At 34.2% G+C, this 16,583-nt stretch carries 12 protein-coding genes; 3 read left to right on the top strand and 9 right to left on the bottom strand.

Annotated features, from left to right (window positions below; translation table 11 throughout):
- The first annotated feature begins 55 nt into the window (after positions 1-55).
- The 3 genes from DOK76_RS07535 (at position 56) to DOK76_RS07545 (ending at position 4,590) form a co-directional block, all read left to right on the top strand.
- On the top strand, positions 56-1,765 hold the full coding sequence (locus tag DOK76_RS07535) for an NFACT RNA binding domain-containing protein (protein WP_206966384.1): 1,710 nt from the start codon (positions 56-58) through the stop codon (positions 1,763-1,765).
- A complete protein-coding gene (locus DOK76_RS07540; RefSeq protein ID WP_206966386.1) occupies positions 1,762-2,958 on the top strand; it encodes a glycoside hydrolase family protein in 1,197 nt (398 codons plus the stop codon). Before DOK76_RS07535 ends, DOK76_RS07540 begins: the two co-directional genes overlap by 4 nt.
- 198 nt (positions 2,959-3,156) lie before the next feature.
- Positions 3,157-4,590, top strand: a complete 1,434-nt coding sequence (locus DOK76_RS07545) for an APC family permease (RefSeq protein ID WP_206966388.1) — start codon at positions 3,157-3,159, stop codon at positions 4,588-4,590.
- Positions 4,591-4,701: 111 nt separating this feature from the next.
- Here DOK76_RS07545 and DOK76_RS07550 read toward each other — a convergent pair whose 3' ends face one another.
- The 9 genes from DOK76_RS07550 to glgB form a co-directional block, all read right to left on the bottom strand.
- Entirely contained in the window at positions 4,702-4,902 is a 201-nt protein-coding gene (locus DOK76_RS07550) for a cold-shock protein (protein WP_086343223.1), read from the bottom strand.
- Positions 4,903-5,089: 187 nt separating this feature from the next.
- Entirely contained in the window at positions 5,090-5,719 is a 630-nt protein-coding gene (locus DOK76_RS07555; RefSeq protein WP_206966390.1) for a YfbR-like 5'-deoxynucleotidase, read from the bottom strand.
- Between the two features lie 53 nt (positions 5,720-5,772).
- Entirely contained in the window at positions 5,773-6,186 is a 414-nt protein-coding gene (locus DOK76_RS07560; protein WP_206966392.1) for a phosphate-starvation-inducible PsiE family protein, read from the bottom strand.
- Between the two features lie 93 nt (positions 6,187-6,279).
- Positions 6,280-8,106 carry a glycoside hydrolase family 13 protein gene (locus DOK76_RS07565; RefSeq protein ID WP_206966394.1) on the bottom strand — a complete coding sequence of 609 codons (1,827 nt, stop codon included), beginning with the start codon at positions 8,104-8,106 and terminating at the stop codon, positions 6,280-6,282.
- 18 nt (positions 8,107-8,124) lie between these two features.
- Entirely contained in the window at positions 8,125-10,527 is a 2,403-nt protein-coding gene (locus tag DOK76_RS07570) for a glycogen/starch/alpha-glucan phosphorylase (protein WP_206966396.1), read from the bottom strand.
- A 17-nt stretch (positions 10,528-10,544) separates the two neighbouring features.
- Positions 10,545-11,981: a glycogen synthase GlgA gene (glgA, locus tag DOK76_RS07575; protein WP_206966398.1), complete on the bottom strand. Its 1,437-nt coding sequence runs from the start codon at positions 11,979-11,981 to the stop codon at positions 10,545-10,547.
- On the bottom strand, positions 11,956-13,137 hold the full coding sequence (gene glgD, locus DOK76_RS07580; RefSeq protein ID WP_206966400.1) for a glucose-1-phosphate adenylyltransferase subunit GlgD: 1,182 nt from the start codon (positions 13,135-13,137) through the stop codon (positions 11,956-11,958). The genes glgA and glgD overlap by 26 nt, the downstream gene beginning before the upstream one ends.
- On the bottom strand, positions 13,124-14,269 hold the full coding sequence (locus DOK76_RS07585) for a glucose-1-phosphate adenylyltransferase (RefSeq protein ID WP_206966402.1): 1,146 nt from the start codon (positions 14,267-14,269) through the stop codon (positions 13,124-13,126). Before DOK76_RS07585 ends, glgD begins: the two co-directional genes overlap by 14 nt.
- Before the next feature lie 35 nt (positions 14,270-14,304).
- Complete coding sequence (gene glgB / locus DOK76_RS07590; protein ID WP_206966404.1) at positions 14,305-16,236, bottom strand: 1,4-alpha-glucan branching protein GlgB; 1,932 nt, start codon at positions 16,234-16,236, stop codon at positions 14,305-14,307.
- Positions 16,237-16,583 lie beyond the last annotated feature (347 nt).

The raw sequence follows: 16,583 nt of genomic DNA on the forward strand, positions 1-16,583 counted from the left end.
CCCCTTTGCGGTTGGTCTTTTTGTTTGAATTGATTAAATAAAAGGAGGCTATTTTATGTCTTTTGATGGTATATTTACTCACTTGATGACTAAGGAACTTAACGCTACCTTATCTGGTGGACGTATTTCCAAAATTCATCAACCCTACGAAAATGAGTTAATGCTTGTTATTAGAAGTAGCGGAAAGAACCACACACTTTTACTTTCTGCTCACCCAACTTATGCTCGTGTTCAAATTACTGATATTCAGTACAAAAACCCACAAACACCACCTAACTTTTGTATGGTCATGAGAAAGCATTTAGATGGCAGTATTCTAGAGCGTGTGGAGCAACTAACAAATGACCGTGTCATGAATTTCTTTTTCACTAGTCGTAATGAATTAGGTGATTTAGAAAACATTGTTTTATCCGTTGAGCTTATGGGGAGACACAGTAATGTTATTCTATATAACGAAGCGACAAACAAAATTATTGATGCGATTAAACATGTTGGCATTAGTGTTAACTCCTATCGTACCATTTTACCTGGAGCTACTTACATTGCCCCACCCCAACAAAACACGTTGAATCCTTTTGATGTTAAGGTAGAAAAACTATTCGAATTAGTAAAAACAGCTGAGACCTTTGATGCCTCTTTTATCCAATCTCATTTTCAAGGATTTGGTAAAGATACGGCTAGAGAGTTGGCTTTCCAATTAGATAAACATCCAAAAGAAAAAATAAACACTTGGTTAGCTTTTTTCACTTGCTTAACCACAAATACTCGACCAACCTTGAGTACTTATGACAATAAGTCTTTCTTCACACCTATTCCTTTTGATAGTTTGGGTGAGGAACACGTTCATTTTGACAATTTAAGTCATCTTCTTGATGCTTTTTACGAAGGGAAAGCAGAACGTGATCGCGTGAAGCAACAAGCAGGTGAACTCATTAGAAAAGTTAAGAACGATCAAATAAAAATAAGCAACAAAATCAAAAAGTTAGAAAAATCTTTAGTAGATGCTGATCATGCAGAAATTTTTCGCATTAAGGGTGAGCTCTTAACAACTTTCTTACATGAAGTTCCACGCGGGGCTAAAGAAGTGACTTTGGCTAATTACTATGAGGAGAATCAAGATATTGTGATTTCCCTAAACGAAGCCCTCTCACCTAACCAAAATGCTCAGAAATACTTTCAACGTTATCAAAAGCTCAAAAACAGTGTCAAAATTGTGAAGGAGCAATTAGAAAAAGCAAAATACGAATTACTCTACTTACAATCTGTAGAAGATCAACTCACTCTAGCTTCACCTAAAGATATTGATGTCATTCGTGAGGAATTACTTGCCGAAAAATATGTTAAAGATAAACAGAAAAGCAAAAAGTCTAAACCTGTTAAAAGTAAGCCTGAAACTTTTTATTCTTCTAAAGGCGTCACCATTTTAGTTGGTAAAAATAATTTACAAAATGATCAGTTAACACTTAAAACAGCTAGTAAAACTGATATTTGGTTACATGCTAAAGATATCCCTGGCTCACATGTGATTATTAAAGAGTCTAATCCTGACAATGACACGTTACTAGAAGCAGCTCAACTTGCAGCTTACTATTCTAAGTACCGACTGTCTTCTCAAGTACCTGTAGATTACGTGCATGTGAAACATGTCAAAAAACCAAACGGCTCAAAACCCGGTTATGTTATTTATGAAAATCAACAAACTCTTTTTGTGACACCTGAAAAAGAGATAATCGAAAATGCATTATTAAATGGAGGTCAATTATGAGATTTAGAGAAGCATTACTCATATTTTTAGGAATTAGTCTGTTAGCATTTGGTATTAGTTATTTTATCTACCGTTGGATTTTTAAGAAAGATTTGAAAAACTGGAAAATCAATGTTTCCATGATAGTTGTGTCACTTATTGGTTTAACCATGTTTTTACCTCAAACAATTACCTTTGTTAAAGAAAAAAAAGGCATTGTTAACCATGCAAACATTCAGTACGTCAGTGCTAAAAAAGTCGTTAGTTATGCCAACTCGAGAGATCGTTTATTATTACCAACTGCTTATGACACAATCGAAAATACCCACCCTTCTATTGTTCATTTCCCTAAAGAATGGAATGGATATAAATATTGGATGGGAATCACAGCTTATCCTAAGGGAGACGCCACTTATGAAAATCCACATGTGTTTAAATCAAATGATTTAATTACTTGGATACCTGATGAGCATAATCCTTTAGATGAGCCAAAATCAGCTAAATACAACGGTAAAACACCTTTACAATATGATTCAGATACCAATATCATTTATAACGAAGAGGAAGACCGCTTAGAGCTATACTGGCGTTATGTAGATGATATTTCTGGTGGCGTTACTATTTACCGTATTGATTCAAAAGACGGTAAAACTTGGTCAGATAAAACAGTCATTCATCAAGCAAACAGACAAAAAGGCGACTGGATTTCCCCTGCTTTCATTAAAGATGAAAATGGCTACCAAGTATGGTACGTTGCTAATGGTTTTAGAATTTGGCACCGAACTAGTAAAGATGGTCTAAAATGGAGTAAACCAACTGAAGTTAAAATGAAGTATTCAAATTCTGACAGCATGCATCACTGGCATTTAGATGTGCAAAAAACAGATTTAGGCTATGAAACAGTCGTATCAGGATTTGAATCTAAAGGTAAAATTCAATTGTCACAAAGACACGTGATGAATCTTTACTACTCAAAATCAAGCGATGGAACAAACTGGGATGAACTAACACCGATTATCTTCCCTTCAAAAGAGAAAAATCAATTTGATGGTAAAGGACTTTATAAAAGTGCTTTAATGAAAGAAAACGGTAAGTATTATGTCTTTTATAGTGGTATTGGCTTTGATGATACAAGAGGTATCGGACTAGCATATGGAAAAGATATCTTTAATCTAAAAGGATTAAATTATTCTGATACGTCAGATTTACATTAATGAATAAAAAGCGACTAAAAATAAGATTTTTTAGTCGCTTTTTTTATGGTTCTTTCACAAATATTTAATGTGTCATATCAAATACTTATGTTGTTTTAATCTAACGCTCATTTGAGACTTATTTTCTTTTTTTTTAATTGTCACAGTCATTGAAAATCTTTATCATAGAAAGGTATTGAAAATTTAAGGAGTGATAAAATGAGTGATTCAAAGCAACTTAGATGGTACAACGTGGCCATCATTGCCTTTGTATCAGTTTGGGGACTAGGAAACGTTGTTAATAACTATGCAACACAAGGTTTATCCGTAATTGTGTCATGGGTATTAATTATGATTTTTTACTTTGTTCCCTATGCGTTAATCGTTGGTCAATTAGGTTCAACGTTTAAGGACAGTACTGGTGGGGTTAGTAGTTGGGTAAAAAATACGACTACTAAAAGAATTGGTTACTTTGCGGCATGGACTTATTGGGTAGTACATATCCCTTACCTAGCGCAAAAACCACAAGGAATCTTGATTTCTATAAGCTGGATTTTTAAACAAAATGGTGATTTCATCAATACAGTAAGTGCAACTACTATTGCCATGATTTGTTTAGTTATCTTCTTATTCTTCTTATGGATTTCTTCAAAAGGGTTAACAACTCTTAAACGTATCGGTGGAATAGCCGGAACAGCCATGTTTATTATGTCATTATTATTCATTTTACTAGCTGTATCTGCTCCCGCTATTACAGGCGCTACATTTGCTACACCAGATATGGGAAACATCAAATCATATCTACCGAAGTTTGACTTTGCCTATTTCACAACGATTTCTATGTTAGTGTTCGCTGTTGGTGGAGCTGAAAAAATTTCACCTTATGTTAACGAAACAAAAAATGCCTCTAAGGAATTCCCTAAAGGTATGTTAGTTTTAGCTATTATGATCGCTGTTTGTGCGATTTTAGGTTCATTCTCTATGGGAATGCTATTCGATAGCAACAATATTCCAAACGATTTAATGGCCAATGGTGCTTATGAAGCATTTGGTAAATTAGGTGCTTATTACAACGTTGGTAACTTATTTGTTATTATTTATGCAATTGCTCAAATGCTTGCTCAAATTTCAGCTTTGGCCTTCTCAATTGATGCGCCATTAAAAATATTATTGGCTGACTCTGACAAAGAATTTATTCCAGAAAGCTTCTCTAAAGCTAACGACAAAGGAACACCCGTTAAAGGTTATATTTTAACAGGTATCTTAGTAAGTGTCTTAATCATCGTTCCTGCATTAGGAATCGAAAACATGAACGAGAACTACAAATGGTTACTTAACCTAAACTCAATCGTTATGCCTTTGCGTTATCTATGGGTATTCTTTGCTTACATGATGGTTAACAAAATGCATAAAGAGTTCCATTCAGATTACAAATTCATCAAAAATCCAAAAATTGGATACATTGTTGGTTTATGGTGTTTCTTATTTACTGCTTTTGCTTGTATTTTAGGTGCAGTTCCTAAAGTACCTTACGCAGAAAATCCAAAAGCATTTATTTTCCAATTAGCAATGAATATTATTACGCCAATCGTCTTAATTAGTTTAGGAGCTATTTTCCCTTACTTTGCAAGAAGAGCGCAAAAAAAAGCTTAATTTATAACAGGTTATCTAATGAAAGATAACCTGTTTTTTTTACATATTCCCTATTTGAGAGCACAAAAAAAGCTAGAGACTAATCTCTAGCTTTTGAAAACTTAAATAAAATTAAGCTTTTTCAATGTTTGTTGCTTGAAGTCCACGTTGTCCTTCTTCTACGTCGAAAGTAACAGCTTGTCCTTCTTCTAAAGTTTTGAATCCTTCACCTTGGATAGCTGAGAAGTGTGCGAATACGTCTGTACCGTCTTCTTGAGTGATAAATCCAAATCCTTTTTCTGCGTTAAACCATTTTACTGTACCGTTAGCCATGTGCTTTTCCTCCTATTGCGCATCTATGTACGCGTATTATTGCAATAAATGTGATGCTTAATAGGAGAACTATATATATAAATAGATATTTCCCTAATTTCGAATCCAATTACTACAAAAACTATTTTAACATACCTAGCAAGGGACTACAATCCTTTTATAACATATATTTAATATAATTTTGAGTTTACATCATGATGTTATTTATTTTTTTAATAAACTGCTCTTTTCCGTAAAAATCTTGCCTTAATAATTCTGGGAAAATGTCTTCAAAAAAGTAAGTAACTGATGGACGATGTGAGAAGGTCTGTATGGTTTTAACAGATTCAATGAACATTGCCATATAGACTTCCTCTGGATTACTTTTAACAATTTCTTCAAATGATTCATATAGTAGGTCTACTTTGTCTGCAATCGCTAATAATTCCCCTTCGACTGTATGATCTTTACCTTCAAACAGACGTCTGCGATAAATCTCTTGAAAGTCTGCCGGAATCTCTTGCGTGATAAACTCTTCTGTCATTTTTTCTTCAACAGTCTGCAACATGCCTCTTAATTCTTTACTTGCATATTTTACAGGGGTCTTGATATCGCCGATGAACCGTTCCGTATAGTCATGATTTAGAGCTTTTTCATACAAAGACTTCCAATCAATCTCTGTACCACTCAGCTCCTCAATATCCCCTAATACTTGAGCGATAGAAGCCACACGATAAGAATGGGCTGCCACTGTGTGTTCTGTGTACTTAAAGAAACCAGGTGCTCGTGTAATTTTTTCTAAATTATTCAATCCTAAAATAAATTCATTTAATCCCATATAATCACCCCTAGACTTTTTACAATCATACTCATCTAGGTTAAGGGTGTCAACTATTTAACTTGTTTTCCACGTTTAAGTTCTTTTTCTTTAATTAATTCAATAACAAACAACACAACAACTAAAACAAGTATAGCTATTGTTAAAAAGAGTGTTTGTAGCCCATTGTTATGGATAACTAAAAGTTGTCTTAAAATCGCCGTGATACTAATGATGACTAAGTACTTGATTGGAATATTATGAGTATCCTCAATGTATTTAATAATCATTACAATAAACTCAAACAGCATAAAGAAACCGAGGATAAAGTCAGATATTTCAGCCATCGAGCCTTTTAACTCTGATCCGATGATTAATTGAAAAACCTCTAATAGATCTCTTGCCATGTAAATCAAAATAAGTATAGCCAGAATAAATAAAAAGAAGTTAACTATTTTATAAAGCCAATTCTTGCAAGTTTCAAACATAACGCCCCTTCTTTCATAAAAAAATGTAAGTTAATCATAGCGATTCACATTTTTTATGTCAATTTTTTTCACATAAAAAAGCCATGAATATCTTCATGACTTTTGTTCTAAGTACACAACTTCTTGCCCCTTTATAGTCTCACGTAGCTCAATTGATTCAAGTATCTCTTTGATCTCTCCATCGGTTAATTCAGCACATCTCCAATTGACTTGACTAATCAGATGCCTCTTGTTGGATAAATTTACAAGAGTCAGGCAGTAACTCATCTCTGTATAGCGATAAACACCTAACAGCCCTTTCTCCTGATCGTAAAGCAGCAAAAACAAACCTGTCTTTAGAGCTTCTTGTGTGTGTCTTCTTGTCATCCAGCTTTGGCAAAGTTCTTTTAACTCATGATCTAGCTGATTCCAAGGAAAAAAACCTCTATTTTCAGGATCTTTGCCACCTGTCATACCGATTTCATCTCCGTAATAAATACAAGGGACACCAGGTAACGAAAACAATAAACTATAGGCAAGCCTTACTTTCTCAATTGAATTCCCACACACTGTCATCAATCTCTCTGTGTCATGAGTACCTATATTATTTAAAAGCTGGTCAAAAAAGTGTTTCGGATAATTCTCTTTGAGCTGCATCAACTCTTGAACAGCTACTTCAACTGATATGTTTTGATTCACTAAGTCTAAAATAATCTCTCTTAAGGGATAATTCATTACACTATGAAGAATTGGTTTTGACACGTATTCTTTTTCTTCTCCGTAAGCCACTTTATTACTAGCATCTTCCCATACTTCACCTATCAGAACCTTCTCATAGCTCTTATTTAGACGCTCTCGCACGCTTTGAATAAAAAGATTAGGTAATTCATCAGCCACGTCCAATCGCCAGCCATCTACCTTAAACATATCCCAAAAAACTAAGACTCCTTCATCGCCATAAATAAAATCTTGAAAACTTTCTTGATTTTTATCAATTTCAGGTAAATCGCTTATGCCCCACCAAGATTGATAAGACATCGGATATTTTATAAATTTAAACCAATCAAAATAAAGAGACTCTCTCGTCCGATAAGCGCCACAATTTTCTCCATAGATGCCTGAGTAATTAAAATAGCGACTATCTTTTCCAACATGAGAAAATACCCCATCTAAGATTATTTTCATGTCATTTTGATGAAGCGAGTCTACCAAATCTTTAAAATCCTCATTGCTTCCTAGCATAGGATCAATCTTGAAATAATCATTGGTGTCATAACGATGATTACTAGTCGCTTCAAATATCGGATTCAGGTAAATCATAGTAACCCCTAACTCTTTTAAGTAAGGTATTTTTGCTATAATCCCCTTTAAATTACCACCATAAAAATCCCACCGATCAATGCTTTGATCTGCCTTTCTAATGTATATTGGTGTGTCTTCAAGAGAGCCATACAAAAAACTGTTTTTCTTAGGTGCATTTATCTTCTTATCAAGATTTCCATTATAAAAACGATCTGGAAAAATCTGATAGCAAATTCCCTCTTTAAACCAAGTTGGTGCTTGATCTTCTTTTTCATAACAGGTCAATTGATACCAGTTAATCCTCTCATAACTAACGTATTGCCAACCTAAACCTGAGGATAGACTCTTACCATAATAGAGTTCGAAATGTTCTCCTACGCTATTTTGTGCACTCACCTTAAAACAATAATAATACAGACCACTACCATCTCTTGGATAGTAGTGGTATCTGTATTCTGTCTTACTTTCTTTTTCCATCTTATATTCTGTTACCTGATTGTCTTTTTTGACTAATAAACTCACATGATTAATGACTTCAACAGATTCTATTTCAAGCATCATCTTGACAGAATCGTCTTGACTAATAGCGCCAAAGGGATGTTTATACTTTTTTAACCAGGCATTAAACTGAATATCCAAATTCTGTACACCTCTTTTTTAATGTTTTCTTAGCGGCTCAATTTGCCAAATATCTTCAGAATATTTTCTAACTGTGTCATCCGCTGAGAAATGTCCGCCATTAGCAATATTGATTAGACTCATCTTTTGCCATTTTTCTTTGTCTTGATAACTCTTATCAACCCACTCTTGAGCCTCACAGTAAGACATGAAGTCTCTTAATAAGAAGAATTCGTCATTATAAGTAATTAAAGAATCATAGATTTCTTGTCCTTCAACAGCTGAATTAGGAATCGTTCCATCAATAAAGGCATCTACTACACGTTTAATGACTAAGTTATTATGATAAATGTCTTTTGAGTCGTAATTTCTTTCTTCGTAATAACGATAAACTTCTTCCTCTGTTAATCCAAAAATAGCAATATTCTCATCTCCAACAGCATCTTTGATTTCAATGTTCGCTCCATCAAGTGTGGCTAAAGTAATGGCCCCATTCATCATGAATTTCATATTAGAAGTTCCTGACGCTTCTTTTGAAGCAAGTGAAATCTGTTGACTCACATCAGCTGCCGGTATAATAATTTCTGCTAAACTCACATTATAGTTTTCTAAAAAGACCACTTTTAGTTTATCTTGAATATCAGGATCATTATTCACTAAGTCAGCTGTTTCATTAATTAGTTTTATAACCGATTTAGCAAAACGATAACTAGGAGCAGCTTTAGCTCCAAAGATAAAGACTCTTGGCGTCATCTCTAAATCAGGATTCTCTTTCAAATCAAAGTAGAGTTTTAAAATATGCATTAAATTCATTAACTGACGTTTATAAGCATGCAGACGTTTAATTTGCACATCAAAAATAGCATCAGGTGAAACAACTACTTGATTGTGTGTTTCAATGTAATCTGCTAAACGCTGTTTATTCTGATATTTTACTTCAGCTAATTCCTTTAACACTTGTTTGTTATCAGTGTGGTTCAACAACAGATTTAAATCATTAATGTCACTTCTCCAGCTTGTACCAATGTGAGTGTCTAAGGTTTCTGATAGAAGTGGATTAGCTAATTGCAACCATCTTCTTGGGGCAATGCCGTTTGTTTTATTGTTAAATCTTTCGGGATACATGCCGTAAAAATCCTTTAAGACGACAGTTTTTAATAATTCAGAGTGAAGTTTAGCAACACCATTAACAGAATGAGAACCAATAATAGATAAATGAACCATATGAACTTGCTCATTCGTAATAATTCTTGTTCTTTCAATTAACTCTTGATCATAAATTCCTTGCGCATTTTCAACAAATCGTCGGTCAATTTCTTCAATAATTTGGAACACACGTGGACAAACTTCCTTAATTAAAGAGATGTGCCATTTTTCAAAGGCTTCTGACATAATTGTATGATTCGTATAACTCATTACTTTCACTGTAATATCCCAAGCTTTTTCCCATGGTATATTTTCTTCGTCCATTAAAATACGCATGAATTCAGGAATACAAAGAGCTGGATGAGTGTCATTGATATGAATTGAGATATATTGGTTAATCTCAGTCACCGGAACATCTAAAGCTTTAAATTGATTAATAATGCTTTGAATACCGGCTGAAACAAAGAAATATTCCTGAGATAATCTAAAACGACGACCACTATCATCTGAATCATCTGGATAAAGAACAGACGTTAAATAATCTAGCTCTTTACGGTCTTTAAAGTTTTGGAACTTCATTCTTTCGGCTTCAGTAATATCAGCACTCCATAAACGCATGTCATTGACTGTTTTGTTTTCAAAACCTGTCATGGCTGTATCATAAGGGACTGCTCTAATGGTATAACCGCCTGAATAGACTGGTTTTAATTGACCGCTTTGAGACTCCATCAGCTCAACGTCACCACCAAAGTGGACATTCACCGCGTGACTTTCTCTTCTAACTTCCCAAATATTATCACTATTCAACCATTCATCAGGTAACTCAACTTGATGGCCATCAACAAATTTTTGTTTGAATAACCCGCATTCATAGCGGATACCATTCCCATTACCAGGCATTTCTATAGATGCTAAAGAATCCATAAAGCATGACGCTAAACGACCTAAGCCACCATTTCCTAAAGCCATATCTGGTTCTTCTTCCACTAAATCTTCTAACTCAATCCCTAACTCTTTAAGTCCGGCTTCAACTGTATCTAACATGCCTAAATTAAGTAGATTATTTTTTAGCATTTTCCCAGGTAAAAACTCAATAGAGAAATAATACATTTGTTTTTGTTTAAATTCTGTTCTCTCTTCCCAAGTATCTTTCCAATTTTTACTATAGTGTGACGTCACTAAACGTCCCAGTGTTTCATATAGTTCTTGGTCTGAGGCATCTTCTACAGATAATTGAAACCTCTCTTGTAATCTCTTTTTGAATTCTCTCTTAAACTCTTTTTTTGTATATGTCATTCATTCTCCACCTTTCATTAATACCCTCTTAAATTATTGTAAAGCGATATATATTGTTGTGATGATTGATGCCAACTAAAATCTTTCTCCATACTTTGTTCCATCACTTCTTCAAATGTTTCTGGATAATCCGTGTATAGATTAAGAGCTTTATTTATTGTTTCCATTAATTGGTAGGAATTAAAGTCATTAAAACCAAATCCTGTTCCTTGTCCTGTAACAGGGTTAAAAGGAATTACACTATCTCTTAATCCTCCTATTTCATGAACAATCGGCAAAGTCCCGTATCTCATAGCCATCATTTGTGATAAGCCACAAGGTTCTGTTCCTGATGGCATTAAAAATAGATCGGCCCCCGCATAAATCTGCTGCGCTAGTCCTTCATCAAAAGAAATATTAATACTCGCCTTTTCTTGATAGTGATAACCAAAGTAGCTAAATTGACGTTCAAAACTTGGATCCCCTGTTCCTAGGAGAACAACTTGAACATCAAATGCCATTAAGTGTTCCATTTCAGCTAAAAGTAAGTGACACCCCTTTTGATGTGTCAATCGACTGACTAATCCAATCACAGGCACATCTTCTCTAACAGGCAAATTTAAACGTTGTTGTAATGCTTTTTTATTCACCTTTTTCTTATCCAGTGAGTTACTGTCGTAATGAGAGACAAGATGTTTATCTGTTTTCGGATTAAACACATCGTAATCAATACCGTTTAAAATACCACATAATTTATGTGACTCCATGCGTAGAATTGGGTCCAAACCAAAACCAAATTCTGGTGTTTGAATTTCCCCTGCATAGCTTGGACTTACGGTATTGATTTTATCTGAATAAATAAGACCTGCTTTCATGAAATTTAGAGCATCATTGTAGCGAATTGTTCCATCATCGTATTTCTCTCGTCCCATACCAAATAACTCTGATAACATATCAGGACTGTATTGCCCTTGAAATTCTAAATTATGAATCGTCAACAAGGTTTTAATCCCGTGATAACGATTAATCCATCCGTACTTTTCTCTTAGCAGAAAAGGAATCATTGCTGTATGATGATCATTTAAATGAAGGATATCAGGAATAAAATCAATTTTTTCCATCATTTCAATAATAGCTAACTGGAAAAAAGCAAATTTCTCACCGTCATCATAATCACCGTAAATGTTAGGTCGATTAAAATAATATTCATTGTCGATGAAGTAATAATCAATCGACTCATGTAACAAATGCTTAATCCCGCAATACTGCTGTCTCCAACCAACATTCACTGTAAAATGTGTGACATCACTACACATCGTTTTAAATTCAGGCGCTATTTTAGCTGAATAAGGTAACACCACGCGAACATCTATCCCTTTTTTCTTAAGCTCCTTTGGTAAAGCTCCCGCAACATCTCCTAGGCCACCAGTCTTAAAGAAAGGACTACATTCAGCTGCACAAAATAATACGTTCATCTATTGTTTCCTCTCTTCGAACCACGTCTTTAGTAACGTGAGTATTTTTCTTAATAACAATCGGATTATCAGGTGTTCCTATAATACGAATTCCTGCATCAACAACCACATTTTTATCAAGAATCGCATACTCAACGGTAGCGCCTTGATTAACAATTGTTTTGGACATTAAAATGGAATGACTCACTTTGGCGTCCTCACAAATTTTTGTTTTTGTCGATAAGATTGAATGATGAACTTTTCCGTAAATCAAACAACCAGAAGCGACTTGACTGTGAGTCACATCACTTGAGGAAGCATGAAAAGTTGGTACCTCGTCAATATTCTTCATGTAAACCGTTTTATCTTCATCAAATAAAGAAGAATAATTAGCAACTTCAAGCATGTCCATATTAGCTTGGTAATACGAATTAATGTCATGAATATTCCCTAAAAATCCTGTGTATTCATACCCCCATGTCCTTACTTTAGTCATAGCCTCTCTGATAATATCTTCCACTCTTACAAGCCCATCATTTGTTTTACGTTTCTTTAATTCAGCAAGTAACCACTCTGAATTCACAACAGCCACATTCATGTATAGATCTTTTATCTCATTGTTGTATGGTTCTAAATGACAAATAGATGCGTTTGTAACAAGGTGATTGTTATCCTGATCTATTGCTAAATCGTCTAAGGTCATCTCACTTGTTGGCATTTTTTTATAAGCAACAGTGATGTCTTTCCTATGTGTTTTGTGATAGGAAATCAATTCATCAAAACCCATGTTAAATAACATTTTATTTCCAATAAATAAAGTGAATTCAGAATTTGATTTCTCAATGTATTCAATAATTGAATCGTAGTAATGAATGTCATCGTCTACTAAATCATTAGCTTCTTGATAAAAATGCATAAAGAAACGATTCGGTAGAGAGTTTAAATCCCATTCTTTGCCTCCACCAATATGATCAATAACAGACTGAGTCATCCCTTGATTAAAAATAAGAAACAAGGAGTTGATTTTAGCATCTTTTATATTTGAAAGCGGGAAGTCAATCATTCGATACATCCCGTTAAACGGCAATAGCGAAACAGGTCGTCTTGATGTTAAAGGCAATAAACCATCTCGTTTTTTTATATCGGCCATAATGGCACAAGTTTTATTGGGCTTCATCTAGACACACTCCTACCATTTCTGAATTACCAACTACGGCTATTTTTTCATTTCCTTTAATAATTTGGCTCTCACCAATATGGGCATTTTCTCCAACAATGGCTTTTGAAATCACAGCATTTTTTCCAATTTTTGCTCCCGACATAATAACGCTATCAATAATTTGAGCACCTTCGCCAATTTCTGAATCAGTAGAGATGATACTGTTATTCACTTCTCCTGATACGTGACATCCATTTGCTATTAACGCATCATTGACTGTTGCGTTTTCTGCAACAAAATGAGGAGATGAGACTTGATGTTTAGTCGTTATTTTCCAATCTCTTTCTCGCATGTTTAACTCATTTTCTGGATCAATAAATTCCATATTAGCTTGCCATAAGGATTCCACTGTCCCAACATCTTTCCAGTAACCATTAAAGCGGTAGGCATAGACTTTCTTATCACGTTCAATATAAGTTGGAATCACATGTTGACCAAAATCGAGCATCTCAATATCTTCTTCTTTATTTTCTAATAACACTTCTTTCAAGTACTCCCAATCAAAGATATAAATACCCATAGAAGCAAGGTTACTTTTTGGTTGCTCTGGTTTTTCTTCAAATTCTACAATGCGATTCGTTTCATCTGTATTCATAATGCCAAATCGGGAAGCTTCCTCAAAAGGAACTTCTAAAACCGAGACTGTTAACGAGGCTTCATTTTGTTTATGTTCCTCTAACATTTTTTCATAGTCCATTGTGTAGATATGATCCCCAGAAAGAATCAACACATATTCTGGGTCGATTCTGTCAATGTAGTCAATGTTTTGAAAAATAGCATGAGCTGTTCCTTCAAACCACTTACTTCCTTCATTCGATGAAAAAGGTTGTAAAATCGTTAAATCAGAATTCATACCATTTAATCCCCAACTTTCTCCATTACCTAAATGGGCGTTTAATACTAAGGGTTCGTATTGAGTGACTACACCAACATTTGAGATGTTTGAGTTAATACAATTACTTAAAGTAAAATCAATAATTCGATATTTACCACCAAAAGGCACTGCTGGTTTAGCAATGTCTTGGGTTAATTTACCTAATCTTGATCCTTTACCTCCTGCTAATATCATGGCTAATATTTCTGTTTTCATATTGATTGATGAAGTAAAACTTCACCATCCTCCTCTCAACTTTTACCTGCTTTTTTTCGAGTTATGCGTACATCTTTTGGTTTTAATATAATAGCTCCAAGGGATGGAATAGTCGTTTTAATCGAATAAGGAAATTGTTTCATAGGTTTCTGCTCACTCAAACAATCTTCATTGTGACACTCCCACGTTCCACCAAATTCTTTCATTTCAGTATTCCAAATCTCTTCATAACTTCCTTCAAAAGGAACGCCTATTTCAAAATTTGTTCTTTCAACTGGTGTCATATTTAAGACCACAATATAAAAGTCTTTTTTCTTCTTGCCTTTTCTAATAAACGATAGAACCGTATCATCTCGGTTATCTGCATCAATAATTTCAATGGTTTCTCTAATCTCTTCTAGCTCCCATAAAGCAGGTGACTCTTTGTACAATTGATTTAGTTTAGACGTAAAGCCTTGCATTTTACTATTTAGCTCATCTTCTAAATCAATCCATTCAAGAGCCTGATCAAATTTCCACTCTAAAAACTGACCCCACTCACTGCCCATGAATAATAACTTTTTCCCTGGATGGGTCATTAAGTACGTATAAAGATTTCTCAGTTGAGCAAATTGCTTGTAACGATTTCCCCACATTTTATGCATCAAGCTCTTTTTACCATGTACTACCTCGTCATGTGATAGAGGTAAAATGAAACGCTCGTCCATCATATACATAAAAGAAAAGGTCATCAGATTAAATTGATCTTTTCTAAACAAGGGATCCATCTCATAAAAAGATAAAATGTCATTCATCCATCCCATGTTCCATTTGTAGTCAAAGCCTAATGACTCTTCAATGGAACCCGTGATTTTCATTCGAGAAGAACTTTCTTCAGCAATCATTAGAACCTCTGGATGTTTTTTCTTAATAACTGCATTTAATTTCTTTAAAAAATGACATCCTTCTAAATTTTCATGACCACCCTCATGGTTCAAACTAAAGGGCCCTTCATCGTAATCACGGTAAATCATACTAGAAACAGCATCGACTCGTATCCCATCAATATGGAAATTTTCAATCCAATAAAGGACGCTTGAAATTAAAAAACTTTGAACTTCAGGCTTACCAAGATCAAAATTGATAGAACCCCAACGAACATTTTTAGCTCGTGTCTCCTCAATATACTCAAATTGAGGTGTCCCATCGTAATAGGCAAGCGCATCATCATTTACACAAAAATGACCTGGCACCCAATCAACAATGACACCAATATTATTTAAATGACAAGCTTCAACAAAATCTTTAAAGTCTTCTGGCGTCCCGTACGTTGAACACAAGGCAAAATAGCCGGTTAATTGGTAACCCCAGGATTGATCTAATGGGTGCTCCATCAATGGCATAAATTCCACATGAGTGTAGTTCATCTCTATCAGATAAGGAATCAAGTCATCTTTTAATTCTTTAAACGTATATGACTCACCATTTAACTTATGTTTGAAAGAGCTGGTATGGACCTCATAAATATTTATTGGTCGCTTGTCATGATTAGTTCTCCTATTTCGACCTAGCCACAAAGCATCTTTCCACTTTCTATTCTGCTCAACAAAAACGACATTTGCATTATTAGGTCTTTTTTCGAACATTCTACCAAACGGATCTACCTTCATAACTTTGCGTCCATCTGCCTGAGTAATATGGTATTTGTAAAAATCTAATTCCTTTGGTAATGACGTTATTATTTCCCAAATACCTGTTGTTTGATCAAAGGCCATTGGTAAATCATCTTGCCAATTATTAAAATCTCCTACCAAAAAAACTTCTTTAGCATTTGGAGCCCAAACTCTAAAACAATAATGGAGTTCTCCTTCTTTAAGTAATTCTTGAACACCTAAAACAGTATGAGATTCAAAATTTTCACCTGTTAAAAATAACTCTTTTTTACTTAATGATTCATCAAAAAGAACATCTATTTCTTTTATTCCCATGAACGAAATCATCTTCCTTTCTAAAATTCTTAAGAAATCCCTAAAAATATATTCATATCATACCACAAATAAAGATTAAAAAACGAGCATTTTATGAAGATAAATAACAAAAAATCTATTATTATTTATTTACACCTTAATAAAACGCCTTGAAAACACTATTTTAAACAGAACTCGTTTTAATATTTAGTTCAAAAAAACTTATTTAACACCTTATCTAAAACTATATACACTTGAAAGAACATTAGTTTTTTATAACCATTTTCTCTTGAGCATTCATAAAAAAACACATCCTTCTGAATACGTTTGTGAAATAAATCAGGACAAAAAAAGAAAAGTAATTGCTA

This window comes from Candidatus Vagococcus giribetii, assembly GCF_017316185.1.
GTDB classification, from domain to species: domain Bacteria; phylum Bacillota; class Bacilli; order Lactobacillales; family Vagococcaceae; genus Vagococcus; species Vagococcus giribetii.